Source organism: Roseibium sp., assembly GCF_025698965.1.
Classification (GTDB): domain Bacteria; phylum Pseudomonadota; class Alphaproteobacteria; order Rhizobiales; family Stappiaceae; genus Roseibium.
Genome location: NZ_JAILWL010000021.1, coordinates 1 through 25852 on the forward strand (window position 1 = coordinate 1; position 25852 = coordinate 25852).

A 25852-nucleotide genomic window follows, 5' to 3' on the forward strand; every position below is an offset into this window, starting at 1 on the left:
CGTATTTTAGGGGAATGCAATGGTCTGGCCCGCAGAGGGCCCTTTTGGGAGGTGTTCATGACCGCAACTGCTGCTGCCATGAAAACAATTGATGGTGCTGATCTCGAGCCGTTCCGGGCGGCCTATGCCCCTGATGACAGAAAACTGGTGGAAGCCCTTCTGAAGGAGGCTGCCGGTGACCCTGTTGTTGAAAAACTGATTGATCAGCGCGCACGCGGCTATATTGAGGACATGCGCTCCGTCCAGGTCGGTCTCGGTGGAGTCGAGGACTTCATGCGCGAATTTGGTCTGACAACGCGTGAAGGCCTGGCGATGATGGTGCTTGCCGAAGCCCTTTTGCGTGTTCCCGATGCCGGCACGGCTGACAAGCTGATCGAAGACAAGCTGGCAGCAGCCCGTTTCGATGACCCCTCCGGGCACAAATCCGATACCTGGCTCGTCTCTGCATCGTCCTGGGCACTAGGTATCACCTCTCGCCTGCTGCACCCGGGCGACACGCCCCAGAGCATTCTTTCAAGCCTTGTCAAACGTATGGGCATGCCGACCGTACGCATGGCGACCCGCAAGGCAATGCGTCTGCTCGGTCACCAGTTCGTGCTGGGCGAGACAATCCAAAAAGCACTGGAACGGGCAAAAGCGCAGGAAACCAAAGGTTACCGCTATTCTTACGACATGCTCGGTGAAGGTGCGCGAACCCTGAAAGACGCAGAGCGTTACTTCCAGTCCTATGCTAATGCCATTGAAGCGATCGGCAAGTCAGCCGGTGACAAACCGCTGCCGGACCGTCCAGGCATCTCGGTGAAACTTTCCGCGCTGCATCCGCGCTACGAGGCCGTCAAAGGCGAGCGTGTTCGCGATGAATTGCTGCCGCGTCTGCGCGAACTTGTGCAGATGGCCAAGGACCGGAATCTCAATTTCACCATAGATGCAGAAGAAGCCGACCGTCTGGAAATTTCCCTGGATGTCATTGCCGCCTTGCTGGCCGATCCGGTAACGGAGGGATGGGACGGTTTCGGTCTGGCCGTTCAGGCCTACCAGAAACGCGGTATCCACGTGATCGACTGGCTGGTGAATGCAGCCCGCAAGACCAACCGCAAACTTATGGTTCGGCTCGTCAAAGGTGCCTATTGGGATACGGAGATCAAGCTCGCCCAGGAAGAGGGGGCCGATGGATATCCGGTCTTTTCCCGCAAGGCTGCTACGGACCTTTCCTATCTGTGCTGTGCGAAGCGTATGCTGGCTGCCCGTGATGTTCTTTATCCGCAGTTTGCCACACACAACGCGCTGACGGTCGCCCAGATCATCGAACTTGCCGGTGGAAAATCGGAAGGCTACGAGTTTCAGCGCCTCCACGGCATGGGAGAAAGCCTTTACAAGTCGATCTGCGAGCGCGACGGTTTCCCGTGCCGGATCTACGCTCCGGTGGGCGGACACAAGGACCTGCTTGCCTATCTTGTCCGCCGCCTCCTGGAAAACGGTGCGAACTCGTCATTTGTGACGATTGTCGGTGATGCCTCCGTTTCAGTCGATAGGCTGCTGAAGCGGCCAGCGGAAATACTCGATAACGGTCATCATGCGGTCAATCGCTCGATTCCGCTGCCAAAGGACCTTTATGGCGACAGTCGCCGGAACTCCGAAGGCATCGAATTCGGATGCGCGGCGGAACGCAATGACCTTGTCGAAGGCATGGCGAAAACGACGCCCCCGTTCACAGATGCTGGTCCACTCGGAAAAGGTCTGACTGGTACAGGCGATCCGCATCCGGTGTTTGCACCGATGGACAGCAGCACCAGGGTTGGTACGGTGCGATTTGCCGACACGGACACGGCGACGAAGGCAATTGAAGTCGCTCAGAAGGGTTTTGAAGCCTGGTCGCGCAAACCGGTCAATGAACGTGCAGCAGCACTTGCGAAGGTTGGCGACCTTCTTGAGGAAAACCGTGACCGGCTCATGATGATCCTGTCGATGGAGGCGGGAAAATGCCTGACAGACGGTATTGCCGAAATTCGCGAAGCCGTCGATTTCTGTCGTTACTATGCCCATGAAGCCAAAACACTGTTCGGTGACGGCCGCCTGATGCCCGGCCCCACCGGCGAGGAAAACCGATACCGCTATCGTGGTCGTGGAGTGTTCGTCTGCATTTCTCCGTGGAACTTTCCGCTGGCGATCTTCCTCGGCCAGATCAGCGCCGCGCTTCTCGGCGGCAATGCCGTGGTCGCGAAACCCGCGGAGCAAACTCCACTGATTGCTTATGAAACCGCCAAGTTGATGCATCAGGCGGGTATCCCGGAAGATGCTTTTCTGCTCGTTCCGGGGGAAGGCGATATCGGTGCAGCGCTGACGTCCCATCCGGCAGTCGCAGGGGTTGCCTTTACCGGGTCTACCGAAACCGCCTGGGCGATCAACGGAACGCTGGCGAAAAAACGCGGTCCGATCGTTCCTCTGGTGGCCGAAACCGGTGGCATCAACGCAATGCTGGTGGACGCGACGGCTCTGCCGGAGCAGGTCTGCGACGATGTCATGATGTCCGCATTCCGCTCAGCCGGCCAACGCTGTTCGGCCTTGCGTCTTCTTTACGTGCAGGAAGACGTCGCCGAACCGCTTTTACAGATGCTCGAAGGAGCTGCGAAAGAACTGAGTCTCGGCGATCCGCGCCTGCCGGCCACGGATATCGGCCCGGTGATCGACGAAGAGGCGCGGGACAATATCAAGGCCCATATAGACGATATGAAGGAAAGCCAGACGCTGCGTTTTGCCGGCGACACGCCCACCGGTGCCTTGGCGAACGGTTCCTGGGTCGCGCCGCACATCATTGAGCTCGACAAGGCCGAGGCGTTGACCCGCGAGGTCTTCGGTCCTGTGCTCCATGTTGTGCGCTACAAGGCTAGCGACATTGATGCGGTTCTCGACCAGATTGCCTCCACCGGTTACGGTCTGACGCTCGGCGTTCATAGCCGTATTGATGCAACGGTCAAAAAAGTCGTCGACAGGCTTTCCGTCGGCAATGTCTATGTCAACCGCAACACGATTGGCGCTGTCGTCGGCACGCAACCCTTTGGAGGTTCCGGCCTTTCCGGCACCGGTCCGAAGGCTGGTGGGCCGATTTATCTGACAAGATTTGCACTGGAACAGGTGGTGTCGATCAATACGGCCGCTGCCGGTGGCAATGCCAGCCTGGTAGCAGCGTCGGACGACTGATCGAATAACATATGATCGAGGGGGTCAGCTCCCCCTCGGCTTGGCCTGTCTTGTGGCTTCCGCTGACGTCGGATCATCCGGCCAGGGGTGTTTGGGATAGCGGCCCTTCATGTCGGCTTTGACGTCCGACCACGAGCCTTTCCAGAAACCCGGAAGATCCTTGGTAATCTGGATCGGCCTTTGCGCCGGTGACAGAAGCTCGAGAATGAGCGGCAGCTTGCCGCCGCAGACACTCGGATGCTCTTTCAGGCCGAACAGTTCCTGGACCCGGATCGAAAGCGTCGGACCGGCGGCCGCGCCATAATCTATCGGCACCTTGCTCCCTGTCGGCGCTGTGAAGTGTGGCGGCGCCATCGCGTCGAGTTTGGCAGCGGCATCAAATGGCAGCCTGGCCGCCAAAGCGTTCCCAAGAACGGCCGCATCAAGTGCATTCAGGTTCGTGCAGCCCACCAAAAACGGCTGGAGCCAGTCTTCAAGGCTTTCGCTCAGCGCCTCATCGGAAAGATCCGGCAATTCGCTGGCACCATTTTCGCGGACATAGGCGACGCGCTTGCGCAGACGCAACTGGTCCTTGCTCCATGGCAGACGGGAAATGCCGCGGCGGCGGACTTCACCGATAAGCGCCTTTTCGACAGCTGTCGGGTTGGCGGCTTGTATCGTCACCGACTGCAGTTCCACAGCTTTGTAGCGCCTAACCCTGCGGGCTTTCAACGCACCGTCACCGGACAGCAGAACCTCGTCTTCTTCTACAATGTCAGCACCAAAAAGTTCCTCGATTTCTTCTCGAGTGACTGGAGCACACAGCTGAATGCGTCCGTTGGCGGCCTTGCCCTGGATCTCGGCAATCGTCAGGAAAGACGCACCAGAAAGCGCGTGCTCCCGCTCAAGCTCGGCGCCCCTGCCATTGGCCAGCCGGAAACGTCCGGTCTGACCCCGGGCCTGTGCAATCCTGTCCGGATAGGCAAGCGCCAGCAGAAATCCGGAGCTTTCAGCATCGACGTCGGTTCCTGTGCCTCCGGCAAGTTTCAACCAGCGTTCCGCAAGTGCTTTGCCGTCCCTGGCGCGTTGTCCCTTGTCTCGGAGCAGGTTTTGCAATCGGTTACGCAGGTCGGGATCCCGACCTCCGAGTCCCGGTTCGGACAGAAGGAGGGCGATCAAAACGGCAGAATAGCCCAATCCCCGAGTGACGCCTTCCAGAACCATATGAGCAAGGCGCGGATGAAGTGGAAGTCTCGCAAGGGCCTTGCCATCACGTGTCAGGCCACCACCCCGATCAAGTCCATGCAGGTCCTGAAGCAAGGATTTTGCTTCCGCCCAGGCCGCCTTGGGTGGTGGATCGGCAAAGGAGAGCGCATCCGGGTCAAGCGTTCCCCACGCGGCCAGATCGAGAACCAGTCCTGTCAGGTCTGCTTCAAGAATTTCGGGTGATTCCGCACGAGGAAGTGCCATCGTCTGGGCTTCGTCCCAAAGCCGGTAACAAACACCGGGCTCCGTCCGACCCGCGCGTCCTCGCCTCTGGTCGGCTGTAGCACGGGAAACGCGGACAGTTTCTAGGCGCGTAAGTCCGGTTTGCGGTTCATATTTGGGAACCCGCGCCAATCCACTGTCGATCACAACCCGGACCCCTTCAATGGTCAGCGAGGTTTGCGCGATCGCGCTGGCTAGAACGATTTTGCGGGTACCCTTCGCTGCTGGTCGAATGGCGGCATCCTGGGCCTTGGCGTCCAATCCGCCGTAAAGCGGTGCGATCTGGCAGTTGCTCGGGACCTTTCCAGCCAGCAGATCAGCGCTGCGTTTGATCTCGCCCTGTCCCGGCAAAAAGACCAATACAGAGCCGGTCTCCTCGGCAAGTGCCTGTCGAACGGCACGCACGATCTGCGGTTCTATTCGCTCTTTTGCGTCCCGGCCCAGATATCGCGTTTCGACCGGGTAGCTTCGTCCCTGGCTTTCAATGACAGGAGCTTCTCCGAGAAGTTTTGAGATACCTGCCGCGTCGAGCGTGGCCGACATCGGCAACAGACGCAGGTCTTCACGAAGAGCCGACTGAACATCGAGTGCGAGAGCGAGACCCAGGTCGCCGTCCAGCGAGCGTTCATGGAATTCATCGAACAAAATGGCGGTAATGCCATTCAGCTCCGGGTCGTCCAGAATAAGCCGGGTGAAGACACCTTCCGTGATGACCTCGATACGAGTCTTCGCGCTTACCTTCGTCTCCATACGCACCCGGTAGCCGACGGTTTCTCCCGGCCGTTCTCCGAGTTCGGACGCCATACGTCGAGCTGCCGCCCTTGCAGCAAGCCGGCGGGGCTCCAGCACAAGGATCTTGCCGTCCCCGATCCAGTCCGCGTCCAGCAGGGCAAGGGGGACGCGCGTGGTTTTACCGGCGCCCGGTTCGGCAACCAGGACCGCATTGCTGCGATCCTTCAGGGTCTGAAGAAGGGCTGGCAACACGCCGTCAATCGGCAGGGGTGTTTTGAAAGTACGGGCAGGGGCCATCGGCAATGTCGTCAGACGGCGTCAGATGTTGCCGGCGCAATCCAGCGGCGGCCCTTCATGTCGACGGCAAACGCTTCCGGTGACCGGGCATACGAGGCCAGGCCTTCAAGAGCCGGGTCCGGATGCCGCACAATGAAGGTCGGTATCTTGCTCATCAGGTCCTCATGTGGTGCTTTGGCCTCAAAGGCCGCCCGAAAACCGCTATCTGTGAGAAACCTTGTGATCCGTGGTGTGACACCACCGGTCAGATAGACACCACCGCGGGCGAGTACCGTCAAAGCAAAGTCTCCGGCAACACGACCAAGGCAACGGGCAAAGACTTCCAGCGTTCGGACTGCCACCGGATCGTTGTCTTCGGCAGCCATTGTGATGCTGGCGGGCGTTTCGAAGTTACGCTCGGCTTTCATCCATCGGGTGACGCCCTTGGCAAGTCGGGGAAGACCTGTCCCGCTCAACAACTGTTCCGCACCGAGGCGCCCGCCGAAGCGATCGATATGCGGCCAGATTTCAAAATCCTCGGCGGTTACCGGCCCAAGTTCGACATGCCCGCCTTCACCGGGAACGGGTATCCAGGTGTCGGACGCATAAATCATGGCCGCAGCCCCAAGCCCGGTGCCCGGGCCAAGAACAAACTTGGCGCTTTCGGCCCGGATTGCGCCGGTGCCGATCTGCTCGATATCTTCGCCGCGATAACCGGGCAGCGCCAATGCCTGGGCCTCAAAGTCATTCAGAACAATGACTTCCTCAACACCGAGATCGGCAATCATCTTCAAGGGTTCTATGACCCACTCGGCATTGGTGAGGGGAATGACGTTTCCTGTAACAGGGCCGGCAACCGCGATGATGGCGGTTCGGGGCTTCACGTCGGTCTCGGGATAAACGACGTCCCTGATTGCCGATGAAATATCGGAATGGTCGGCTGTCGCGGATTTTCCGCACATGCGTGTGGGCGCGTTCTTGTGGTCCACCAGCGCAAATCGCGCATTGGTGCCACCGATGTCGGCAACCAGAACAGGATAAGCAAAAGCTTTGGGATTTTCGGAAAAACTCATGATGCAGTGGTGCCAACTTCAGGAATGTCGGACGTTGTCTTGAGGCCTTGCAGGCGGGCGGAGCGCAACAGGATGTCCGCTGTCGAGGGATTGAGGGCCATGGGCATATCATACACTACAGCCAGACGCATCAGGGCCTTGACGTCGACATCATGCGGCATTGGTGAGAGCGGGTCGACAAAGAAGAACAGACCTTGAAGCGTGCCTTCGGCGATCATTGCGCCGATCTGCTGGTCGCCGCCCAGGGGGCCACTCTTAAGCCTGGTGATGTTGAGTTCCGGGCAGGCCTCGTGGATACGGCCACCCGTGGTGCCGGTGCCAACCAGCTGGAACGCCGCCAGTTTTTCACGATGGCGTTTGGCGAATTCCACCATGGCATCTTTTTTGGCGTCATGCGCAACCAGCGCAAGAGTGGGAGTGGCAGGCATTGAGGATCCTCTTTGCAAAGCAACACGCAGCGGGACCGTGTTTAACGGCAAAGCGGGGAGAGCGCAAAGGGTGATGTAAAAGAAGCGAATAGAGCCATTTAAATCGGTTAGAATAGAGGGAAAGAAAAAGCCGCGTTCCGGGTTGGAACGCGGCAGGAGAAAACGAGAGAAGACGTGGCTGATCAGTCGAACAGATTGCAGCGAATGGGCTCGCGACCGGCAACCGTCTGGAAATAGGCATCCGGTTCCGGCATGCGCAGGCCGGCAATTTCCATCACCAGTTTCATCCGGATGGCGTCGGCGAAACCTTCTTTTGAGCGGACGGGAATGGCAAAGGACCCGGGGCCGCCGATGACGCAGTCTTCGTAGTAATGATCAAGGTTGAGCATGGCCTGCCAGGTGTTCTTGTTCGACTTCATCATCAGCGGCAGTCCGTTGATGGTCACTCCGGAGGCGATCATGCGGTCCCGCATTTCGGTAACTGATCCGCCCTGATTGTTCGGACCGTCCCCGGAAATGTCGATCACCTGACGCAAACCCATGAACTGGTTGTTTTGAACCAGAAACACGGATTTTTCCAAAGCTGAGGCAATCGAGGTTCTCTGGACCTGTCGCAAAGGCGCCTCGGCAATCTTGGTAGCAAAATGCGATGCCGTCGATGCATCCTGGATCACTGTCCAGTCGGCTACGATAAAGTGTTCATCCACTCCACCCCACTCCATATAGGTCACGGCAACTCGGCCGATGGGCCCTACCTGGATGGCATCGAGAAATTCACGGGAAGTCAGTGCCGCCACATATCCGGCGCGCTGGATTTCCTGTTCCTCTGTGTCCATGGATTGAGAGATATCGACAGCCAGAACGAGTTCCACATCCACTTCGCTGGCCGGATCATAGGTATATTGCGTAGACGCAAGCAGAGCCGGGCGGTAGTCCCTGGCCGCTGATGGTGCGGCGAGAAGGATTGCCGCGAATATGAGAGACAGTCCTTTAGCAACTGTCAGTGCACAGAATTTTGTTGTGTCGAGACGCATGGTTTTCTCCTTAGCTCAGCCTTTCGGCTGTTCGTGCCACGTCTCCCCAATTTTATTTTGTTATCTTATTTCCTGATCTTTCCGTTCCTTGTGAAAGTTACTGAGGCACTTGCAATTGCCTCGGTTCAGCTTATCGATTTACTTTGCAAGCTGCATGCCAAGAGTACCGGATTTTTGTTTATCTGGCAAAATCAAATGCGCACGGAGTGCATATATTCCACAGATAGGCATTATTTTCCTGATTGCTAGGCAACTTTTTCCGCGTAGAGTCACGTTTACGGCATTGCCCGGCAAATTTTTCCGGCTCGCAAAAGTGGCGAAATCACTGCGTACTTGCCTGAAAATGGTGCTATTTTCCCAAAATCCGGATGTTTTTTAGTTGACGACAGCACTCAGGCTGGTCATGATCTGAAGAAATTCTCACTAAGTGAAGAATTTTTCGGCGAGCCACTTCATGGCTGTACCGGGAACAAGAAATGCTCCAAGCGGAGCAAGGCACAGTTGGGAGGCCGAATTCTCGGTTAACCCGGCTTGAAGGGGAAGGCTTCGACGCGGATGCAGACACGCGACGACGACTGGACATCTTATATGGCCATCAGGGCCGCCTGGCTGTCATTCGTGGGTGGTCGGACGCAAGGGGAGATCGCCTCGCAGCTCGGGGTTTCCCCGGCGAAGGTTCATCGTCTGATCGCCCATGCGCAAAAAGCCGGATACGTGAAGTTCCAGGTTGATGGACGACCGATGGAATGCCTGGAGCTTGAAAAAGAACTCACTCATCATTTTAAGCTGAAGAACTGCATTATCGCGCCTGATCTTGGCGGCGATGATGACAGCGCCTTGCGGGCTGTCGCGGTCTCGGCTTCCCAGTTCCTCACGGGACTTCTGAGCGGCTCCAACGTGAAACGCCTCGGTGTCGGCATGGGACGGACTTTGACGGCAGCGGTCGAAGCGCTGCCGAAAATTGCGCGCTCTGATCTGGAAATCATGTCGATCTGTGGCTCGCTGACCCGAACCCTGGCGGCGAACCCGTATGACATCGTCCAGAAGATGCAGGAGCGGACCGGAGGTATCGGTTACTACCTCCCTGTCCCTTATTTTGCGGAAAACCAGGATGAAAAGGCGATGTTTCTGACACAGCGCAGCGTTCAGGATCTCATGGAGCGTGCGCGGCAGTCGGATGCCTTCCTCATCGGTATCGGCTCGGTCGAGAACGAAGGCCATCTCGTTCAGCGTGGCATTATTTCCAAGCAGGAACAGGAAAATTTGATGTCGGGCGGTGCCGTCAGTGATCTGATGGGCCGTTTTCTGATGATCGACGGCGAATTGGCTCCCAATCCCATCGGCGAATGTGCTGTTGGGCTGCACTTCGATGAAGTGCGCGGGAGCCGCGTGATTGCGCTGGTGGGTGGGGAAAGCAAGGTGGATGCCACGCTTGCCGCACTGCGCACCGGTGTCATTACCGACCTTGTGGCGGATGAGACCCTTGCGAGGGCTCTGAGTTCAAGGGTCGGATTGCAGTTGGCACAGTCCGCATGAAGCGGCTGGGTCTCGAGGGGAAACGGGTCGGCGTCAAGTCAGGCCCCCGCATGTCGGAGGACATATACGTGAAAAAGTTTCTAACCATCGGCACGGCGCTTGCCGGACTGGCCGTTACCGTTGCTGGCGCTTCGGCTGCTGACATCAAACCGGCTGTACTTTACGACCTTGGCGGCCGTTTCGATAAGTCGTTCAACGAAGCGGCATATACCGGTGCGGAAAAGTTCAAGCAGGACTACAACATCGAGTACCGCGATTTCGAAATTCAGAACGACAGTCAGCGTGAACAGGCTCTGCGCAACTTTGCCAAGCGCGGCATGAATCCGATCGTTGCAATCGGTTTCTCCCAGGCCAACGCTGTTGAAAAAGTCGCCAAGGAATTCCCGGACACGCAGTTCGCAATCGTGGACATGGTCGTGGATCTTCCGAATGTGCGCTCCATTCTCTTCAAGGAGCATGAAGGCTCCTACATCGTCGGCATGCTGGCTGCCATGTCTTCTGAAACCGGCAAGGTCGGCTTCGTTGGCGGCATGGACATTCCGCTGATCTCCAAGTTCGCCTGTGGTTACAAACAGGGTGTTATAGCCGCAAACCCGGATGCCGAGATCTTCGAGAACATGACCGGCACCACCGGTGCAGCCTGGAACGATCCGGTCAAGGGCGGTGAGCTGGCCAAGTCCCAGTTCGATCGTGGCGCGGACGTTGTCTACCACGCAGCTGGTGGCACGGGCATCGGTGTTCTTCAGGCTGCGGCAGATGCCGGCAAGCTCGGCATCGGCGTGGACAGCAACCAGAACGGCCTACATCCCGGTTCCGTTCTGACCTCCATGCTCAAGCGTGTTGATATTGCTGTTTACCAGGCATTCGAAGATGCGGAGAACGACAGCTGGTCTTCCGGCTTCGAGGTACTCGGCCTCAAGGAAGGCGGCGTTGACTGGGCGCTGGACGACAACAACGCTGAACTCGTCAACGATGAAATGAAGGCCGCCGTCGAAACGGCTACCCAACAGATCATCTCCGGCGAGATCGTCGTTCACGACTACATGGCCGACCAGTCCTGCCCGAACTAAGGCAAGTCCCATCAGACCTCCGCGTGTCGCCACGCGGAGGTTCTTTCTAAAAGAATTATCGACCGCTCAACCTTCGCGGGGGACCGGATGTTTCGTGAAAATTCAAGCATTTTCGCTGCAGCCTTTGCTGTGGTGTTTACCGCCACGGCTGCCTGCGCCGACCCGGCCATCGTTTATTCCGTTGGCGGCAAGTTCGACGGATCGTTCAACGAAAGTGCCTATTCCGGCGTGAAACGGTTTCAGGAGGAGACCGGCCAGACGGTTCGGGAGTTTGCCCTGGAGCGGGATGCTCAGAGCGTTCAGGCCTTGCGCAATTTCGCCAGCCGCGGAAACACGCCGGTTGTTGCAATCGGCTTCAATCAGGCCAATGCACTCGACCAGGTCGCACCTGACTTTCCGGAAACGGATTTTGCGATTGTCGACATGGTGGTCGATCATCCCAATGTCCGCTCCTATGTATTCAAGGAGCAGGAAGGCGCCTATATCGGTGGCGTTCTGGCCGCCATGGCGTCGAAGAGCGGGACGATCGGTTTTGTTGGCGGTATGGATATCCCGATCATCCACCGCTTCCTGTGCGGGTACAAACAGGGTGCGCTGTCGGTTAACCCGGACTTGAATATTCTCTACAACATGACCGGTGACACTCCGGCGGCGTTTACGGATCCGGTTCGTGGTGGTGAACTTGCCAGAGGCCAGATCAGGCGGGGAGCGGATGTCGTTCTGCAGGCTGCCGGAGGCACGGGCCTGGGCGTTCTTCAGGCCGCGGCCGACGCAGATGTTCTTGGTATCGGAACGGACAGCAACCAGAACGGTCTGCATCCCGGCAAGGTTCTGACATCCATCCGCAAACGGGTGGACAATGCCGTGTTCGACAGTTTCCAATCTGAAAAGGATGGAGCGTTTCAGCCGGGCATTCGGGTGTTGGGTGTTGCCGATGGCGGCATGGATTGGGTTCTGGACGACAACAATAAAAGCCTCATCACCGATGAGATGAAAACGGCAGCGGACGCGGCCGTGCAGGGAATCTCGGACGGGACCATCAAGGTCCACGACGTCGTCACAGAGGGAACGTGTCCCTTTTAAGGGTATGCGCATTGGTGGTGCGAGGCAGATCACAATGAACAATAAAAACCGTCAGGCCTGGGGGAAGGCATGAACGAAACGCCGGCAATTGAACTGCGCAGGATCAACAAGAGCTTTGGTCCGGTTCACGCCAACAAGGACATCGACCTTGTTGTCAAAAAAGGATCGATCCACGGGATCATCGGCGAGAATGGCGCGGGTAAATCCACGCTCATGTCCATTCTCTACGGGTTCTACCACGCCGACAATGGCGACATACTCGTCAACGGCGAGAAGGTGACGATCCCGGATTCAAAGGCCGCCATTGGCATGGGTATCGGCATGGTGCACCAGCACTTCATGCTGGTCGACAATTTTTCGGTTTTGGAAAATGTTGTTCTCGGAGCGGAAGACAGCGCGATGCTGGCCGGTGGTCTGGCGCGCGCACGCACCGAGCTAAAGCGTCTGGAAGACGAATATGAGTTGCGGGTCGATCCCGATGCGCTGATCGAAGACTTGCCGGTCGGTCTGCAGCAGCGTGTGGAAATCCTGAAGGCGCTCTATCGAAGCGCGGAGGTGCTGATCCTCGATGAACCGACCGGTGTGCTGACACCTGCCGAAGCAGATCACCTTTTCAAGATCCTTGAGGTTTTGAAGAACCAGGGCAAAACCGTCCTTCTGATCACCCACAAGCTGCGCGAAATCATGGCTGCGACCGACATGGTGTCGGTCATGCGCCGCGGCGAGATGGTTGCGACACGCGAAACGAAGAACACCTCGATGGAAGAGTTGGCCGAACTGATGGTCGGTCGCTCGGTTCTGTTGAGGGTCGATAAGAAGCCGGCAGAGCCCGAGGCGCCGGTGATGGAGGTGGCAAACCTCACCGTCACCGACAGTCGGGGCGTGCAGGTGGTCAAGGACGTATCTTTCTCCGTCCGTGCCGGTGAGATCGTCGGGATAGCCGGTGTTTCCGGCAACGGCCAGTCGGAACTTCTCGAAACGCTCTCTGGAATTCGTCACGCAACGACCGGCACTTTGAAGATCAACGGTGAAACCATTGATCTGGGTGCAAGTCATCTGGATGCTGCGGATATGCGGGCCAAGAATATGGGGCACGTGCCGGAAGACCGGCATCGAATGGGGTTGATCAACAGCTTTACCGAATACGAGAATTCCATCCTCGGATATCACCGCGACCCGGCCTATTCCAAAGGCCTATTGATGGATCTGGGGGCTATCAAGAAAGCGGCGGTCAGCGAAATCGAGAAATACGATATCCGACCACCCAATCCGCTTTTGAAAACCGCCAACTTCTCAGGCGGCAACCAGCAGAAGATCGTTCTGGCGCGTGAAATCGAGCGGGACCCTGAAGTCCTGCTGATCGGCCAGCCGACCCGCGGGGTCGATATCGGTGCGATCGAGTTCATTCACCGCCGGATTGTGGAACTGCGCGATGCCGGCAAGGGCATCCTGCTTGTCTCGGTGGAGCTCGACGAAATCAGGGCCCTGTCCGACCGTGTGCTGGTGATGTTCGACGGCAGAATTGTCGGTGAACGCGGCGCCAACGCTGAAGAGGGCGACCTCGGCCTGCTGATGGCGGGTGTAGACAACAACAATGCTGCCGAGGGGGGCGTCCAATGACTGCCGGTCAGCTTCCACGTTGGGTCGATTTCGGCCTGATTCCGTTCCTGAACCTTGCCGCCGCCTTCCTGGTGTCCGGTCTGGTGGTGATCCTCATTGGAGAAAACCCGCTGAAAGCCGTTCAGATCCTTGTCTGGGGATCTCTCGGATATGGCGAGGGGATCGGCTTCACGCTGTTCTATGCCACCAACTTCATTTTCACCGGTCTCGCGGTTGCGGTCGCGTTTCACGCAGGCCTGTTCAACATCGGCGGTGAAGGTCAGGCCTATATCGGTGGTCTCGGGGTCGCGTTTGCCTGTTTGGCGCTGGACCAATACGTACCCTGGTACATAACGCTGCCTTTTGCCATTATCGGCTCCGCAGCGACAGGGGCCGCCTGGGCTTTAATTCCGGCATGGCTGCAGGCAAAACGCGGCAGCCACGTGGTGATCACCACCATCATGTTCAACTTCATCGCCTCGTCGTTGATGGTCTATCTGCTCAACAACTTGCTGAAGAAGCCGGGTTCGATGCAGCCGGAGACGAGAACGTTTGAAGATGGCGGTCGGTTGCCGTTCCTCAATGACCTTTTTCCCTCGTTTGGCTTCGGATATGCGCCTGTGAACTTGTCGTTGTTCGTGGCACTGGCTGCATGTCTTCTCGTGTGGCTGCTGATCTGGCGAACGAAACTCGGCTACGAAATCCGGTCCTTCGGCGCCAATGCCACGGCGGCGATCTATGCCGGAATTTCACCTGTCCGTACAATCGTTATCACCATGCTGATTTCCGGTGGTCTTGCGGGCATGATGGCGATCAATGAAATCATGGGCTCCCAGCATCGCCTGCTGATCGATTTTGTTACCGGTTACGGGTTTGTCGGGATCGCTGTTGCACTGATGGGCCGCGCCCATCCGGTCGGCATCATCCTGGCCGCAATCCTGTTCGGCATGCTCTACCAGGGTGGGGCGGAACTTTCCTTCGAGATGCCCAACATCACCCGCGACATGATCATCGTCATTCAGGGTCTCGTTATTCTCTTCGCCGGTGCGCTTGAGCACATGTTCAGGCCGACGATTGTCAGGCTGTTCACGCCCTCCCGGCCACTTGTTGCGAAGGAGGCGTGATCATGTTCGAAGATTTTATCCTGATCCTTGATTCCACCGTCCGTCTGTCGACACCGCTTTTGCTGGCCTGTTTGGCGGGTCTTTACTCCGAACGGTCCGGCGTTGTCGATATCGGTCTGGAAGGCAAGATGCTTGGTGCCGCTTTTGGAGCGGGCACCGTGGCCTATCTCACCGGCAATGCATGGATCGGTCTTCTCGCCGGTATTGGCGTTTCTGTTGCGCTCGGATTGCTGCACGGATTTGCGTCGATATCAAACCGCGGCAATCAGATTGTCTCAGGCGTTGCCATCAACTTCCTGGCCGCTGGTCTGACTGCGTTGCTCGGACAGACCTGGTTCCGGCAGGGTGGTAGGACACCGTCGCTGCCTGAAGGCGGGCGGTTCCGGGACGTAGCCTGGCCCTTGGCAGAACAGGTTCGCGAGATCCCGATCATCGGTCCGATTTATGCCGAATTGCTCTCCGGTCACAACATTCTTGTCTACGCGGCATTCCTCGCGGTTCCGCTGACCTGGTGGGTGCTGTTCCGCACGCGCTTTGGTCTGCGTCTGCGTGCTGTCGGTGAAAGTCCCGCAGCCGTGGATACGGCCGGAATTTCAGTTACCTGGCTCCGCTATCGTGCCGTGATTGCCTGCGGTATCTTTTGTGGCTTCGCCGGGGCATACCTGTCGATTGCGCAAGGTTCGGGTTTCGGCGTCAACATGACAGCCGGTAAAGGCTTCATTGCCCTGGCGGCCCTCATTTTTGCCAAGTGGAAACCGGCCAGCGCCATGTTCACCTGTCTGCTTTTCGGCTTCCTGGACGCGACTGCGATCCGCATGCAGGGTCAGGAAATACCCGGCATTGGCGAGATCCCGGTCCAGTTCTTCCAGGCCTTGCCCTATATTCTGACAGTGGTCCTGCTGGCCGGCTTCATTGGCAAGGCGATCCCGCCGAAGGCAGCCGGCATTCCATATCTGAAGGAGCGCTCATGAGTGATCTGAACGCGCTTTTCGACGCTGCCAAGGCAGTACGCGAAAAGGCATATGCCCCTTATTCGAATTTCCTGGTCGGTGCGGCGTTCCGTACCCCTGATGGGATGGTTTTTACGGGATGTAACGTGGAAAATGCCTCCTATCCGGTGAGTGTCTGCGCTGAAGGCGGTGCAGTGAGTGCAATGATCGCTGCCGGGCACCGGGAAATCGAAGAGGCCGTCGTGATCGGTGACGCGGCCTTGTGCACACCCTGCGGCATCTGCCGTCAGCGGTTCGCCGAATTCGGCACGGACAATCTGGTTGTTCACGTCGCTGATTTGAATGGCATCAAGCGCAGTTTCACTCTGGATGAACTGCTGCCGGCCGCATTTGAACTAGAGCATGAAAAGGACTGACCCTCGATGAGTGGTTTTGGCCGTGAGTGCGCGGAAATCGTCCGCGCTGCCCGTCAGGGCTCCTACAAGATTGGCATGATCCTCGGATCCGGTCTCGGTGCATTGGCCGAGGAAGTCGAGGATGCCGTTCGCATTCCCTATTCCCACCTGACCGAGTTTCCGGTGTCGACCGTGACTTCTCATTCCAGCGAACTTGTCGCTGGCACGCTGGCAGGAGTGCCGGTCGTGATTCTGTCGGGAAGGGCGCATTACTACGAGGGCGGAAATCCGACTGTCATGCGCACACCGGTCGAGACCCTGAAAGAGCTCGGATGTGAAATTCTGCTTGCCACCAACGCCGCCGGCTCCCTGCGTGAAGAAGTTGCGCCGGGGTCTCCGATGCTGATCTCCGATCACATCAACTGGTCCGGCAAGAACCCGCTGATCGGCGAGGAGGACGAAAAACGCTTCCTTGACATGAGTGCGGCCTATGACCCGGATTTGCGCGCGGCCATGAAGAAGGTTGCCGAGGAAACCGGCGATCCGATTGCAGAGGGTGTTTATATGTGGTTCTCCGGTCCGTCTTTTGAGACACCGGCAGAAATACGCATGGCCAAACTGCTTGGCGCCGATGCCGTTGGCATGTCAACCGTTCCGGAAGTGATCATGGCGCGTTTCCTTGGGCTCAGGGTTGCGGCAATGTCGATCATCACCAACTACGGCGCAGGCATGCAGAGCCATGGCCTCTCTCACGATGAAACCAAATCGGTCGCGTTGCAGGGCATGGAGCGCATGAAAGAGCTGGTGCGGGCGTTTGTGAAGGAAATCGGTCAATGAGTGACATGATTGAAACTGCAAAACGGGCGCTTGGGCTGGTCGACCTGACCAACCTGAATGATGATTGTACGGCTGAAGACATTACCAGGCTGACTGGCCGCACAGTTACGGATCACGGCTCCGTTGCCGCCGTTTGCGTCTGGCCGCGTTTTGTCGCGCAGGCCGTGAAGGAATTGACCGGAACCGGCGTCAAGGTCGCAACCGTGGTCAACTTCCCGGCGGGCGGAGAAGATACCGAAGCCGTTGTGGCCGAAACCCGCCAGGCAATTGCCGATGGTGCTGACGAGATTGATCTCGTGATGCCCTACAAGGCTTTTGTGGAAGGCCGCAAAGGCTTTGCCGAGGAGCAGATCATCCGCATTAAGGCGATCATTCCTGCGCCGGCGATCCTGAAGGTGATCCTGGAAACGGGTGAGATCAAGGATCCGCTGCTGATCCATGCAGCCTCGAATGTTGCGATTGCAGCCGGAGCCGACTTCATCAAGACTTCCACCGGCAAGGTTGCTGTCAATGCGACGCTGGATGCTGCTGAGATCATGCTGACGGCAATCGAGGAAGCTCGCCGGGAAGACGCCGAACGTGTCATCGGCTTCAAGCCGGCCGGTGGCATCAAGACAACAGAAGATGCTGCGTCCTATCTGGCGCTGGCGGACAGGATCATGGGCCATAATTGGGTATCCGCATCCACATTCCGTTTCGGCGCAAGCGGTCTTCTGGATGCGTTGACTGCCACGATTGAGGGCAAGGAACCGACGGCCAATCAAGGATACTAAAATGCTGCCGCAGGAACTAATTCGAAAGAAACGCGACGGGGGTGTCCTCGACGCGGAGGAAATCGCTTTCTTTGTGAAAGGCCTCGCCGACGGATCGGTGACGGAAGGTCAGGTTTCCGCGCTCGCCATGGCGGTCTTCTTCAAAGGGCTGACAATTGACGAACGCGTTGCACTGACCCTTGCCATGCGCGACAGCGGTCACGTCATGGACTGGTCCGACATTGAAGCGCCCGTGCTTGACAAACACTCGACCGGCGGCGTTGGCGACAACGTCTCGCTGATGCTCGCGCCGGCGCTTGCTGCATGTGGCGCCGCCGTTCCGATGATCTCCGGGCGCGGATTGGGGCACACGGGCGGCACACTCGACAAATTCGACAGCATTCCCGGCTACAAGACCCAGCCGGACAATGAATTGTTCAAGAAGGTGGTCAAGGAAGTCGGCTGCGCCGTTATTGGTCAGACCGGCAATCTGGCACCGGCCGACAAGCGTTTTTACGCCATCCGCGATGTCACGGCCACGGTGGAAAGCATCGACCTGATCACAGCCTCGATCCTGTCCAAGAAGCTGGCTGCCGGATTGCAGGGGCTGGTGCTTGACGTCAAATGGGGCTCCGGCGCTTTCATGGCCTCGCTCGAGGAAGCAAGAGCGCTTGCCGAAAGTCTGGTGCTGGTTGCCAATGGCGCCGGTCTGCGGACAACGGCTCTGCTGACTGACATGAACGAACCGCTGGCCTCGGCCGCCGGCAATGCTGTTGAGATGCAAAACGCGGTTGACTTCCTGAGGGGAACAGCCGTCGACAATCGCCTGTGGGATGTCACGGTCGCTCAAGGCGGCGAATTGCTTGCCTCCGGTGGCATTGCAGGCACAGCGGAAGCCGGTGCGGACATGATGCGCGAAGCATTCGACAGCGGAGAAGCTGCCGAAAAATTCGGACAGATGGTCCATGCCCTCGGTGGCCCCGCGGACTTCATGGAAAAATCCGAGCTTTACCTGGCAAAGGCACCTGTCGTTGCACCGATCTATGCCGAGCAAGAGGGCGTGGTCACGGAAGTGGATGCGCGGGCTGTCGGCGTTGCCGTTGTGGCCCTTGGTGGTGGACGCCGGGCAGCGGCAGATGTGATTGATCCAGCTGTCGGGCTGACCGACCTGGCTGGGGTGGGCAACACCGTCGATCCGGATGCGCCGCTGGCGATTGTTCATGCAAGAACGGAAGAAGAAGCCGAGGCGGCAGCTGTTGTTGTCCGCAATGCCTACAAGATTGGCTCCGCGGCAGATGTCACGGACTACCCGAGCGTTGTTGACCGCATCGCGCCCTGAAACAAAATATTGGTGCCGGGAAATGGTTTCCGGTGCCACTCCGGCCTTTGCCGGCAAAAGAATAATTTGAGGAGATGCCCATGCCTCGTGCAATTCTGTGCGTGCTAGACAGCTTCGGCATCGGTGGCGCCGCAGACGCGGACGCTTTTGGCGATGCCGGGTCGGATACTTTGGGACACATCGCAGAACGTTGCGCAAGCGGGCAGGGCGATCGCGATGGTCTGCGCAATGGACCACTTTCGCTGCCGAACCTGGACCGGTTGGGCCTTGGGGCCGCGGGCCGACTGTCCACCGGAAAGGATGTTCCGGGCTTAGAGTTTTCCGGCGAACCGGAAGGTCTCTGGGGATATGCCGCCGAGGTTTCCAACGGCAAGGACACACCTTCCGGTCACTGGGAAATTGCTGGTGTTCCGGTGCGTTTCGACTGGGGTTACTTCCCGGAGACCATTCCGACATTTCCGGACGAACTGATTGCAAAGATCAGTGAGAAAGGGGGCCTGGACGGTATTTTGGGAAACAAACACGCCTCGGGTACGGAGATAATCGCCGAGCTGGGTGACGAGCATGTTCGAACCGGCAAGCCAATTTTCTACACGTCTGCGGATTCGGTTATTCAGATCGCCGCGCATGAGGAGCAGTACGGCCTCGAAAAGCTGTTCCGGTTGTGTGAGATCGCACGCGAATTTGCCGACCCCTATAACATCGGGCGTGTGATAGCACGCCCGTTTTCCGGCGAAACTGCGGGCACTTTCGAGCGCACCGCAAATCGGCGCGACTATTCGGTGCTGCCACCGGAACCGACCCTTCTCGATCGGTTGGCTGCTGATGGCCGAACCGTGATCGGCGTCGGCAAGATTTCTGACATATTTGCGCATCAGGGCGTTGCCAAAGTCCTGAAAGGGGCGGGCAACGATCAGCTGTTCGACAAGACGCTGGCGGCCATGGATATGGCTGAGGACGGTGATCTCGTCTTCTCGAATTTCATCGATTTCGACTCCCTTTATGGTCACCGCCGTGATGTTCCAGGCTATGCGGCTGCCCTTGAACACTTTGACCAACGTCTTCCGGAATTGATCGCCAGAATGCGTGAGGGAGATCTGCTGATCCTCACAGCCGACCATGGTTGTGACCCGACGTGGCGGGGAACGGATCACACACGTGAAAATGTTCCGGTGATCGCGACCGGACCGGGCATTGAGGGAAGGGGCATCGGCGGACGGAAAACTTTTGCCGATATCGGTGAAAGTGTCGCTAAACACCTCGGTGTTGCCCAGGGACCGAACGGCACAAGCTTCTTGTGAACCGTCTTGCGTTCAGGGGAGAGTTTGAAACAGGCGCTTCGACCGCGAGAAATGCAGAATTGGTTTCGTTGCCAATGCAACGGATACAACGGAAAGCGAAATGGTTCACACGGGCAGAAATCCGTCTGGCCTGAACCAGTTTCACAGAGTTAAGGATAGCCAGACATGAGCGTGAGCACTACGGTTCCGAAGGCTGAACTGCATTGCCATATCGAAGGGGCGGCTCCGCCATCGCTGGTGAAGCGACTTGCGGGTCAATACGGTCTGGATGTGTCGTCCGTACTGGATGGTTCGGGAAAATACCTTTGGACGGATTTTACCACCTTCCTCAAGGCCTATGACACGGCGAGTGCGGTGTTCAAGACACCGGCCGACTATGCGCTTCTTGCCGAAACCTATTTTCGCATGCTGGCCGCGGAAGGGGCGATTTACGGCGAGATATTCATCTCGCCAGACCATGCCCAGGCTGCAGGCCTGTCCTACAGATCTTATGTCGAGGGGCTCGCGACAGGAATGGAACGGGCCAAGAACGACACCGCGATCGAGGGACGAATGATTGCGATCGGCGTGCGCCATTTCGGAGCATCCTCGGTGGAACGGGTTGTCCAGGAAGTTATCGGAAACCCTCACCCGATGGTGACCGGTTTCGGCCTTGCGGGCGACGAGCGCTCCGGCCACCCGGCCAATTATTCCAAAGCTTTTCGAATGGCGGCAGAAGCTGGCCTGGGAACCACCGCCCATGCCGGTGAGTTTGGAGGTCCGGACAGCATTGTTGCCGCACTGGAATTCCTGCGTGTCAAACGTCTCGGCCACGGTGTGCGTGCCATTGAAGACAGAGACCTGGTCAAGCGGCTTGCAGATGAAGACGTTGTTCTGGAAGTGTGCCCGGGCTCGAACATTTCTCTTGGTGTCTACACGCATTTGCGGTTTCATCCGATCAATATGTTGCGGCGTGAAGGTGTCAAGGTCACGCTGAATTCTGACGATCCGCCTTTCTTCGGCACAACTCTTGGCAAGGAATATGCCTCGGTTGCCGCAACCTTTGACTGGTCGCACGAAGATCAGATGGCGGTGACCCGCACGGCGATCGAGGCCGCATTCTGTGATGAGGCGACCCGTACTCGTTTGCTTGTACGCCTCGACAGTGCAAATCAGACTGCAGAAGACAACTGACGGGATCGGTTCGATGACTGACAAAAACCCGGCCTTGAAACTCTTCGATCCGGACGTTGTCCGTCGTAAGGCGCATCACTTTCTGGATTTGGCGCTGGTTGGCGAGCTTAAGCATGTGGCGGCTGATGCAAGCGATCTGCGATCCGTCTTGCTGAACGTTTTGGAAACGACCAAGGAAAACTATCCCGATATTCAGATCCCGCCCTACGGCATCTGGCGGGATTTTGAAGAAAGCGGGATTGACCGTTGGGGGGCGCTGGCAAACGCACGCGCGTTTGAAACGGCTGAAGAGATGCTGTCCGCTTCCGCCGACCTTGCTGTTCTCGCCTGCGTTATGAATACGCAACGTCCGGAAAACTGGGTTTTTAATGACCCGATGACGGCGACTGCGGCGACCGGAAAACAGGCCTCCTCACTTGCGGCTTTTCATATGTTTGCCGCCGGATCATTTTCCGGCGAAATGTCGGATCCCTATCGTGTTGATGCGGAAACGCTAATCCGTCTGGACCTGGAGGAGCTCGCCTCAGGGCTTCAATGGGATTTGGAAAAAGATGCTGGTTTGCTGGAAGGCATGCAACGACATCTCAAGCGCGTCGGAGAGGCCCTCGCCCTGCGCCCGGATCTGTTTTGCGAAGGCAATGTGACCAGACCGGGTCTTCTTGCAACGCGCTTGGCGCGGGAATGCGATGGGGCCGTCAGCGCAACAAGGTTTCTGGACAATCTCCTGGAGGCGCTTGCCCCGGTCTGGGACGGCGGCGCACAATCGGACGACATCATGCTTGGTGACAGCTTTCGTCATTACGCAACACCGGGAGAAGAGACTGATCAGATAGTTCCCTTTCACCTGTCAGCTCAGGAAATGGTCTATTCCATGCTGGAGCCATATGCTTGGGCGGGATTGGAGGTTGTGGATCTGGAATGTCTGACTGGACCGTCGGACGAAACTCATGCCGCTCTGTTTCTCGATACCGGGGTCATGAAGATCCGGGACATGGATATCGACGTTAGCGCACAGGACGCGCAAGACCGGATGATCGAAATCCGGGCGGTCAGCATCGCATTGATCGACAAGCTTGCGGATCTGTTGCGCGACGAGCTTGAGGTTCCGGCAGACCAGCTGCCGCTGACCTGCATTTTGGAAGGTGGTTCAAGTCGTGCCGGGAACAGAGTTTTGCAACAGAATGAGGCATACAGGAAAAAACTCGGGCAATTTCTGAACCCGGGGTCTGTTTTTTGGTTGCCGTTCGGGGCATAGGTCCCGAACATGGAATTATGAATAGATCGGTCCGGCATGACGCGGACCCAAACTCAAGAGAGGCAGATATGTCCGGAGCCAATGTTATCAGCCACCCGCTGGTACAGCACAAGCTGACCATCATGCGCGACAAGGGAACGTCTACGCAGGGGTTTCGGCGCCTTTTACGTGAGATTTCAACGCTTCTTTGCTACGAAGTCACGCGGGATTTGCCGATCGTGCGCCAGACCATCGAAACACCGCTTGCAGAAATGCAGGCCCCGATGCTCGCCGGTAAAAAGCTGGTCTTTGCTTCTGTCCTGCGGGCGGGCAATGGTCTCCTGGAAGGCATGCTTGAACTGGTACCCTCTGCACGCGTGGCCCATGTCGGTCTTTACCGGGACCCGGAAACGCTGCAACCGGTCGAATATTACTTCAAGGCGCCGGAAGACCTGAACGAGCGTCTGGTAATCGTCGTGGATCCGATGCTGGCAACGGCAAACTCAGCTATCGCTGCAGTTCAGAAGCTGAAGGAACGCGGTGCCAACAACATCCGTTTCCTGTGCCTTCTGGCGGCTCCCGAAGGAGTCGCAAAATTCAATGAAATGCATCCGGATGTGCCGATTTACACTGCTGCCATCGACGAGAAACTGAACGAAAAAGGCTATATCGTCCCGGGCCTGGGAGATGCCGGCGACCGGATGTATGGTACCAAGTAATTTGTTTGAAGCCGACCCACAAAAGCGCGGAGCAGGTCTTCGCGCTTTTTTTCTTGGCGGTCAATGAGCGTATGACCTAACCTTTGATGAAAAGGGGAGGCGGCATGATTACGGTATTCGGCTCAATCAATCTTGATCTTGTCGTTGCGGTACCTCGGCTCCCCAAAGCAGGCGAGACTGTCGCCGGACCGGATCATCAGACATTTGCGGGGGGCAAAGGTGCCAATCAGGCACTCGCTGCCAGACGGGCCGGGGCAGACGTGAAAATGGTAGGCGCGGTCGGCCGGGACGCGTTTTCAGAGCCGGCCCTGACAAATTTGCGCGAAGCAGGAGTGGACCTGTCCGCTGTTCGTACACTCGATGGGACAACGGGACTCGCCTTCATCGGAATTGACCCATCAGGCGAGAACCAGATTATCGAGGCCAACGGAGCAAACGCCCGGATCGAATCGAGCTGGCTTCAATCTGCACTGTCACCGCAAGATACGCTGCTGCTTCAGGGAGATTTGCTGTTTGACGAATTCCGGCAAGCTCTGTCGTTTGCCGGCCAAGCCGGGGCTTCGGTTTTCTGGAACCCGGCTCCTGTTCCTCAAGGTGATCTTTTTGCCTGCCTGGACGAAATCGGCACATTGGTCGTCAACGAAAGCGAAGCTGCTGAAATTGCTGCCCGCCTTGGCCACTCGAACGATCCAAGTACTTTTGTGGACGAGCTGACGACACCCTCCCGCTCGGTTGTGGTAACGCTTGGGGCTGCGGGAGTTGTCGCCGGGTATCTTGATCAGCGCATAGAGCTCAGGTCGCCTGTAATCCACGCTGTCGACACGACCGGCGCAGGGGATGCGTTTTGCGGAGCCATGGCGGCAGGGCTCGATCAGGGGGCGGATTTCGAGCGCGCTCTGAAAGAGGGAATTGCGGCTGGAGCTCTCGCCTGTACGGCAACCGGAGCCCAGTCAAGCGCCCCGCCAAAGGAGGCTATTCGACATCTGGCAGATCAAATTGTCTGAAACGGTTTTACAGCCTGCTAAGGAAACCGTGATAAAGCTGCGCTTTCATCAACCTTTCGGCCGTGCGGTTAGGAGCGAAGGTACGGAATGTGGCGGTTTGTCTTCATTTTTCTGGTTTGCGTCAGCGCCTCGCCTTTCTTGCCCGGTCTTCTGGAAAGCCAGGTTGCCGCGACCAACAATCTGATTTCCGAGTCCAGGAAAAACACCGATGAGACTGAGGACAGGGTCCACCAGATCTCAATAAATCGCCAGGGACACTTCGTGGCCGATGCCTACCTGAACAACTTTGCGGTCGATATGCTGGTTGATACAGGCGCGACTGTCACTGCATTGCCTGAATCCGTTGCGGAAGATATTGGCATATTTCTGTCTCCTTCGGACTTTAAGTATGGAGTCCGGACAGCCAATGGAACAGTCTATGGAGCAAGAGCAGTGATTGATGGTTTGCGGATCGGTGAAATTCGCTTGATAAACATCGAAGCCCTTGTTCTGGAAGACGAGAGCTTGGGGGAACCCTTGCTCGGCATGTCTGTCCTCAATCAGCTGAAACGGTTTGACATCTCTGACGGCACGCTATTACTGGTGCAGTAATTCAGTTGATGTCGTAGCCGTTTTCTCCAATCTCCCATTCGTCTTTTTCAAATTGAGAGGCTTTTATGTTTCCGAAACCCGTGCCGAGTTTGTCCCCCAATACATTGGAATATGAAACCCTTCCAATGGTGAAGCCGACAGGTTTTAGGGAATATGACGCCCGCTGGCTGTTTGAGAAAGAAATCAATCTCATGGGCATGCAAGCGTTGGGGATGGGCATTGGTACGCTCATTCACGAACGCGGTGTGCGACCCGACATTGTCGTCGGACACGATTTCCGGGGGTATTCCTCATCCATCAAGATGGCGGTGATCAACGGCCTCCTGGCAGCTGGTGTCAATGTACATGACATCGGCCTGGCCCTGTCTCCCATGGCTTATTTTGCCCAGTTCGCGCTGGATGTTCCTGCCGTTGCGATGATCACGGCATCACACAATGACAATGGCTGGACAGGTGTCAAAATGGGCATCGATCGTCCACTGACCTTTGGTCCGGACGAAATGGGACGATTGAAGGAAATCGTCCTGGAAGCTGCGTTCGATCTGAAAGGCAGTGGCAGCTACCGTTTCGTTGACGGTTTCGCGGATGTCTATTTCAAGGACCTGACCGATCGCCCCAAATTGAAGCGCCCGATCAAGGTGGTCGCGGCTTGCGGCAATGGCACGGCCGGTGCATTCGCACCGAAAATCCTGGAAGCCCTGGGTGCGGAAGTCATCCCGCTTGACGCCGAACTGGATCACACATTCCCGCATTACAACCCGAATCCGGAAGACATGAAGATGCTTCACGCGCTTCGGGACAAGGTTCTGGAAGTCGGTGCCGACGTCGGCCTTGGATTTGACGGTGACGGTGACCGCTGCGGCGTCGTCGATAACGAAGGTGAAGAGATTTTTGCCGACAAGGTTGGTGTCATGCTTGCACGCGATATTTCAGCGCT

General features: G+C 57.4%; 21 protein-coding genes and 1 pseudogene. 18 read left to right on the plus strand and 4 right to left on the minus strand.

The genetic code is table 11. The features are described from left to right. The first annotated feature begins 57 nt into the window (after positions 1 to 57). A complete protein-coding gene (putA, locus tag K5905_RS03205; RefSeq protein WP_297580255.1) occupies positions 58 to 3198 on the plus strand; it encodes a bifunctional proline dehydrogenase/L-glutamate gamma-semialdehyde dehydrogenase PutA in 3141 nt (1046 codons plus the stop codon). A 24-nt stretch (positions 3199 to 3222) separates the two neighbouring features. On the opposite strand, the gene hrpB is transcribed toward putA, so the two are convergent. From hrpB to K5905_RS03225, 4 genes are all read right to left on the minus strand, one after another. Then, positions 3223 to 5694 (minus strand): ATP-dependent helicase HrpB, encoded by a 2472-nt coding sequence (gene hrpB / locus K5905_RS03210; protein WP_297580257.1) that lies wholly within the window; start codon positions 5692 to 5694, stop codon positions 3223 to 3225. Between the two features lie 11 nt (positions 5695 to 5705). Beyond that, a complete protein-coding gene (locus tag K5905_RS03215) occupies positions 5706 to 6746 on the minus strand; it encodes an ROK family protein (RefSeq protein WP_297580259.1) in 1041 nt (346 codons plus the stop codon). After that, complete coding sequence (locus K5905_RS03220) at positions 6743 to 7174, minus strand: methylglyoxal synthase (protein ID WP_297580261.1); 432 nt, start codon at positions 7172 to 7174, stop codon at positions 6743 to 6745. The genes K5905_RS03215 and K5905_RS03220 overlap by 4 nt, the downstream gene beginning before the upstream one ends. A gap of 182 nt (positions 7175 to 7356) precedes the next feature. Beyond that, positions 7357 to 8208 (minus strand): DUF1194 domain-containing protein, encoded by an 852-nt coding sequence (locus K5905_RS03225; RefSeq protein WP_297580263.1) that lies wholly within the window; start codon positions 8206 to 8208, stop codon positions 7357 to 7359. A gap of 555 nt (positions 8209 to 8763) precedes the next feature. Between K5905_RS03225 and K5905_RS03230 the strand changes: the two genes are divergently transcribed. The 17 genes and pseudogenes from K5905_RS03230 to K5905_RS03310 form a co-directional block, all read left to right on the plus strand. Next, the gene (locus K5905_RS03230; RefSeq protein ID WP_297580265.1) at positions 8764 to 9744 is read left to right on the plus strand and encodes a sugar-binding transcriptional regulator; all 981 of its coding nucleotides are present in this window, start codon (positions 8764 to 8766) and stop codon (positions 9742 to 9744) included. A 68-nt stretch (positions 9745 to 9812) separates the two neighbouring features. Beyond that, positions 9813 to 10814: a BMP family ABC transporter substrate-binding protein gene (locus tag K5905_RS03235; protein WP_297580267.1), complete on the plus strand. Its 1002-nt coding sequence runs from the start codon at positions 9813 to 9815 to the stop codon at positions 10812 to 10814. A gap of 87 nt (positions 10815 to 10901) precedes the next feature. After that, the gene (locus K5905_RS03240) at positions 10902 to 11897 is read left to right on the plus strand and encodes a BMP family ABC transporter substrate-binding protein (protein ID WP_297580268.1); all 996 of its coding nucleotides are present in this window, start codon (positions 10902 to 10904) and stop codon (positions 11895 to 11897) included. Between the two features lie 69 nt (positions 11898 to 11966). Then, on the plus strand, positions 11967 to 13517 hold the full coding sequence (locus K5905_RS03245; RefSeq protein ID WP_297580270.1) for an ABC transporter ATP-binding protein: 1551 nt from the start codon (positions 11967 to 11969) through the stop codon (positions 13515 to 13517). Further along, positions 13514 to 14620 (plus strand): ABC transporter permease, encoded by a 1107-nt coding sequence (locus tag K5905_RS03250; RefSeq protein ID WP_297580272.1) that lies wholly within the window; start codon positions 13514 to 13516, stop codon positions 14618 to 14620. The genes K5905_RS03245 and K5905_RS03250 overlap by 4 nt, the downstream gene beginning before the upstream one ends. Before the next feature lie 2 nt (positions 14621 to 14622). After that, positions 14623 to 15591, plus strand: a complete 969-nt coding sequence (locus K5905_RS03255) for an ABC transporter permease (RefSeq protein WP_297580274.1) — start codon at positions 14623 to 14625, stop codon at positions 15589 to 15591. After that, positions 15588 to 15986, plus strand: coding sequence for a cytidine deaminase (locus K5905_RS03260; protein ID WP_297580276.1), 399 nt, complete (start codon positions 15588 to 15590; stop codon positions 15984 to 15986). Before K5905_RS03255 ends, K5905_RS03260 begins: the two co-directional genes overlap by 4 nt. A 6-nt stretch (positions 15987 to 15992) precedes the next feature. Continuing rightward, on the plus strand, positions 15993 to 16802 hold the full coding sequence (locus tag K5905_RS03265) for a purine-nucleoside phosphorylase (protein ID WP_297580278.1): 810 nt from the start codon (positions 15993 to 15995) through the stop codon (positions 16800 to 16802). Continuing rightward, on the plus strand, positions 16799 to 17575 hold the full coding sequence (gene deoC, locus K5905_RS03270) for a deoxyribose-phosphate aldolase (RefSeq protein ID WP_297580280.1): 777 nt from the start codon (positions 16799 to 16801) through the stop codon (positions 17573 to 17575). The genes K5905_RS03265 and deoC overlap by 4 nt, the downstream gene beginning before the upstream one ends. Position 17576: 1 nt before the next feature. After that, positions 17577 to 18893 (plus strand): thymidine phosphorylase, encoded by a 1317-nt coding sequence (gene deoA, locus K5905_RS03275; protein WP_297580282.1) that lies wholly within the window; start codon positions 17577 to 17579, stop codon positions 18891 to 18893. Positions 18894 to 18973: 80 nt separating this feature from the next. Further along, the gene (locus K5905_RS03280) at positions 18974 to 20194 is read left to right on the plus strand and encodes a phosphopentomutase (protein WP_297580284.1); all 1221 of its coding nucleotides are present in this window, start codon (positions 18974 to 18976) and stop codon (positions 20192 to 20194) included. 165 nt (positions 20195 to 20359) lie between these two features. Continuing rightward, positions 20360 to 21367, plus strand: coding sequence for an adenosine deaminase (locus tag K5905_RS03285; RefSeq protein WP_297580286.1), 1008 nt, complete (start codon positions 20360 to 20362; stop codon positions 21365 to 21367). 13 nt (positions 21368 to 21380) lie between these two features. Further along, positions 21381 to 22622 carry a DUF1688 family protein gene (locus tag K5905_RS03290; RefSeq protein WP_297580288.1) on the plus strand — a complete coding sequence of 414 codons (1242 nt, stop codon included), beginning with the start codon at positions 21381 to 21383 and terminating at the stop codon, positions 22620 to 22622. Between the two features lie 68 nt (positions 22623 to 22690). Further along, entirely contained in the window at positions 22691 to 23320 is a 630-nt protein-coding gene (gene upp, locus K5905_RS03295; protein ID WP_297580290.1) for a uracil phosphoribosyltransferase, read from the plus strand. Positions 23321 to 23424: 104 nt separating this feature from the next. Beyond that, positions 23425 to 24324 (plus strand): ribokinase, encoded by a 900-nt coding sequence (locus K5905_RS03300; RefSeq protein ID WP_297580292.1) that lies wholly within the window; start codon positions 23425 to 23427, stop codon positions 24322 to 24324. A gap of 87 nt (positions 24325 to 24411) precedes the next feature. Further along, on the plus strand, positions 24412 to 24915 hold the full coding sequence (locus tag K5905_RS03305) for a TIGR02281 family clan AA aspartic protease (protein ID WP_297580294.1): 504 nt from the start codon (positions 24412 to 24414) through the stop codon (positions 24913 to 24915). Positions 24916 to 24980: 65 nt separating this feature from the next. Beyond that, positions 24981 to 25852, plus strand: a pseudogene (locus tag K5905_RS03310) (phosphomannomutase/phosphoglucomutase); the annotation flags it as partial.

Coding starts and splice junctions, on each gene's coding strand:
- K5905_RS03305 (WP_297580294.1), top strand. CDS start 24,412: ATGTGGCGGTTTGTCTTCATTTTTCTGGTTTGCGTCAGCGCCTCGCCT.
- K5905_RS03280 (WP_297580284.1), top strand. CDS start 18,974: ATGCCTCGTGCAATTCTGTGCGTGCTAGACAGCTTCGGCATCGGTGGC.
- deoA (WP_297580282.1), top strand. CDS start 17,577: ATGCTGCCGCAGGAACTAATTCGAAAGAAACGCGACGGGGGTGTCCTC.
- hrpB (WP_297580257.1), bottom strand. CDS start 5,694: ATGGCCCCTGCCCGTACTTTCAAAACACCCCTGCCGATTGACGGCGTG.
- K5905_RS03225 (WP_297580263.1), bottom strand. CDS start 8,208: ATGCGTCTCGACACAACAAAATTCTGTGCACTGACAGTTGCTAAAGGA.
- K5905_RS03285 (WP_297580286.1), top strand. CDS start 20,360: ATGAGCGTGAGCACTACGGTTCCGAAGGCTGAACTGCATTGCCATATC.
- K5905_RS03240 (WP_297580268.1), top strand. CDS start 10,902: ATGTTTCGTGAAAATTCAAGCATTTTCGCTGCAGCCTTTGCTGTGGTG.
- K5905_RS03260 (WP_297580276.1), top strand. CDS start 15,588: ATGAGTGATCTGAACGCGCTTTTCGACGCTGCCAAGGCAGTACGCGAA.
- K5905_RS03300 (WP_297580292.1), top strand. CDS start 23,425: ATGATTACGGTATTCGGCTCAATCAATCTTGATCTTGTCGTTGCGGTA.
- deoC (WP_297580280.1), top strand. CDS start 16,799: ATGAGTGACATGATTGAAACTGCAAAACGGGCGCTTGGGCTGGTCGAC.
- K5905_RS03255 (WP_297580274.1), top strand. CDS start 14,623: ATGTTCGAAGATTTTATCCTGATCCTTGATTCCACCGTCCGTCTGTCG.
- K5905_RS03220 (WP_297580261.1), bottom strand. CDS start 7,174: ATGCCTGCCACTCCCACTCTTGCGCTGGTTGCGCATGACGCCAAAAAA.
- K5905_RS03250 (WP_297580272.1), top strand. CDS start 13,514: ATGACTGCCGGTCAGCTTCCACGTTGGGTCGATTTCGGCCTGATTCCG.
- K5905_RS03265 (WP_297580278.1), top strand. CDS start 15,993: ATGAGTGGTTTTGGCCGTGAGTGCGCGGAAATCGTCCGCGCTGCCCGT.
- putA (WP_297580255.1), top strand. CDS start 58: ATGACCGCAACTGCTGCTGCCATGAAAACAATTGATGGTGCTGATCTC.
- upp (WP_297580290.1), top strand. CDS start 22,691: ATGTCCGGAGCCAATGTTATCAGCCACCCGCTGGTACAGCACAAGCTG.
- K5905_RS03290 (WP_297580288.1), top strand. CDS start 21,381: ATGACTGACAAAAACCCGGCCTTGAAACTCTTCGATCCGGACGTTGTC.
- K5905_RS03245 (WP_297580270.1), top strand. CDS start 11,967: ATGAACGAAACGCCGGCAATTGAACTGCGCAGGATCAACAAGAGCTTT.
- K5905_RS03230 (WP_297580265.1), top strand. CDS start 8,764: ATGCAGACACGCGACGACGACTGGACATCTTATATGGCCATCAGGGCC.
- K5905_RS03215 (WP_297580259.1), bottom strand. CDS start 6,746: ATGAGTTTTTCCGAAAATCCCAAAGCTTTTGCTTATCCTGTTCTGGTT.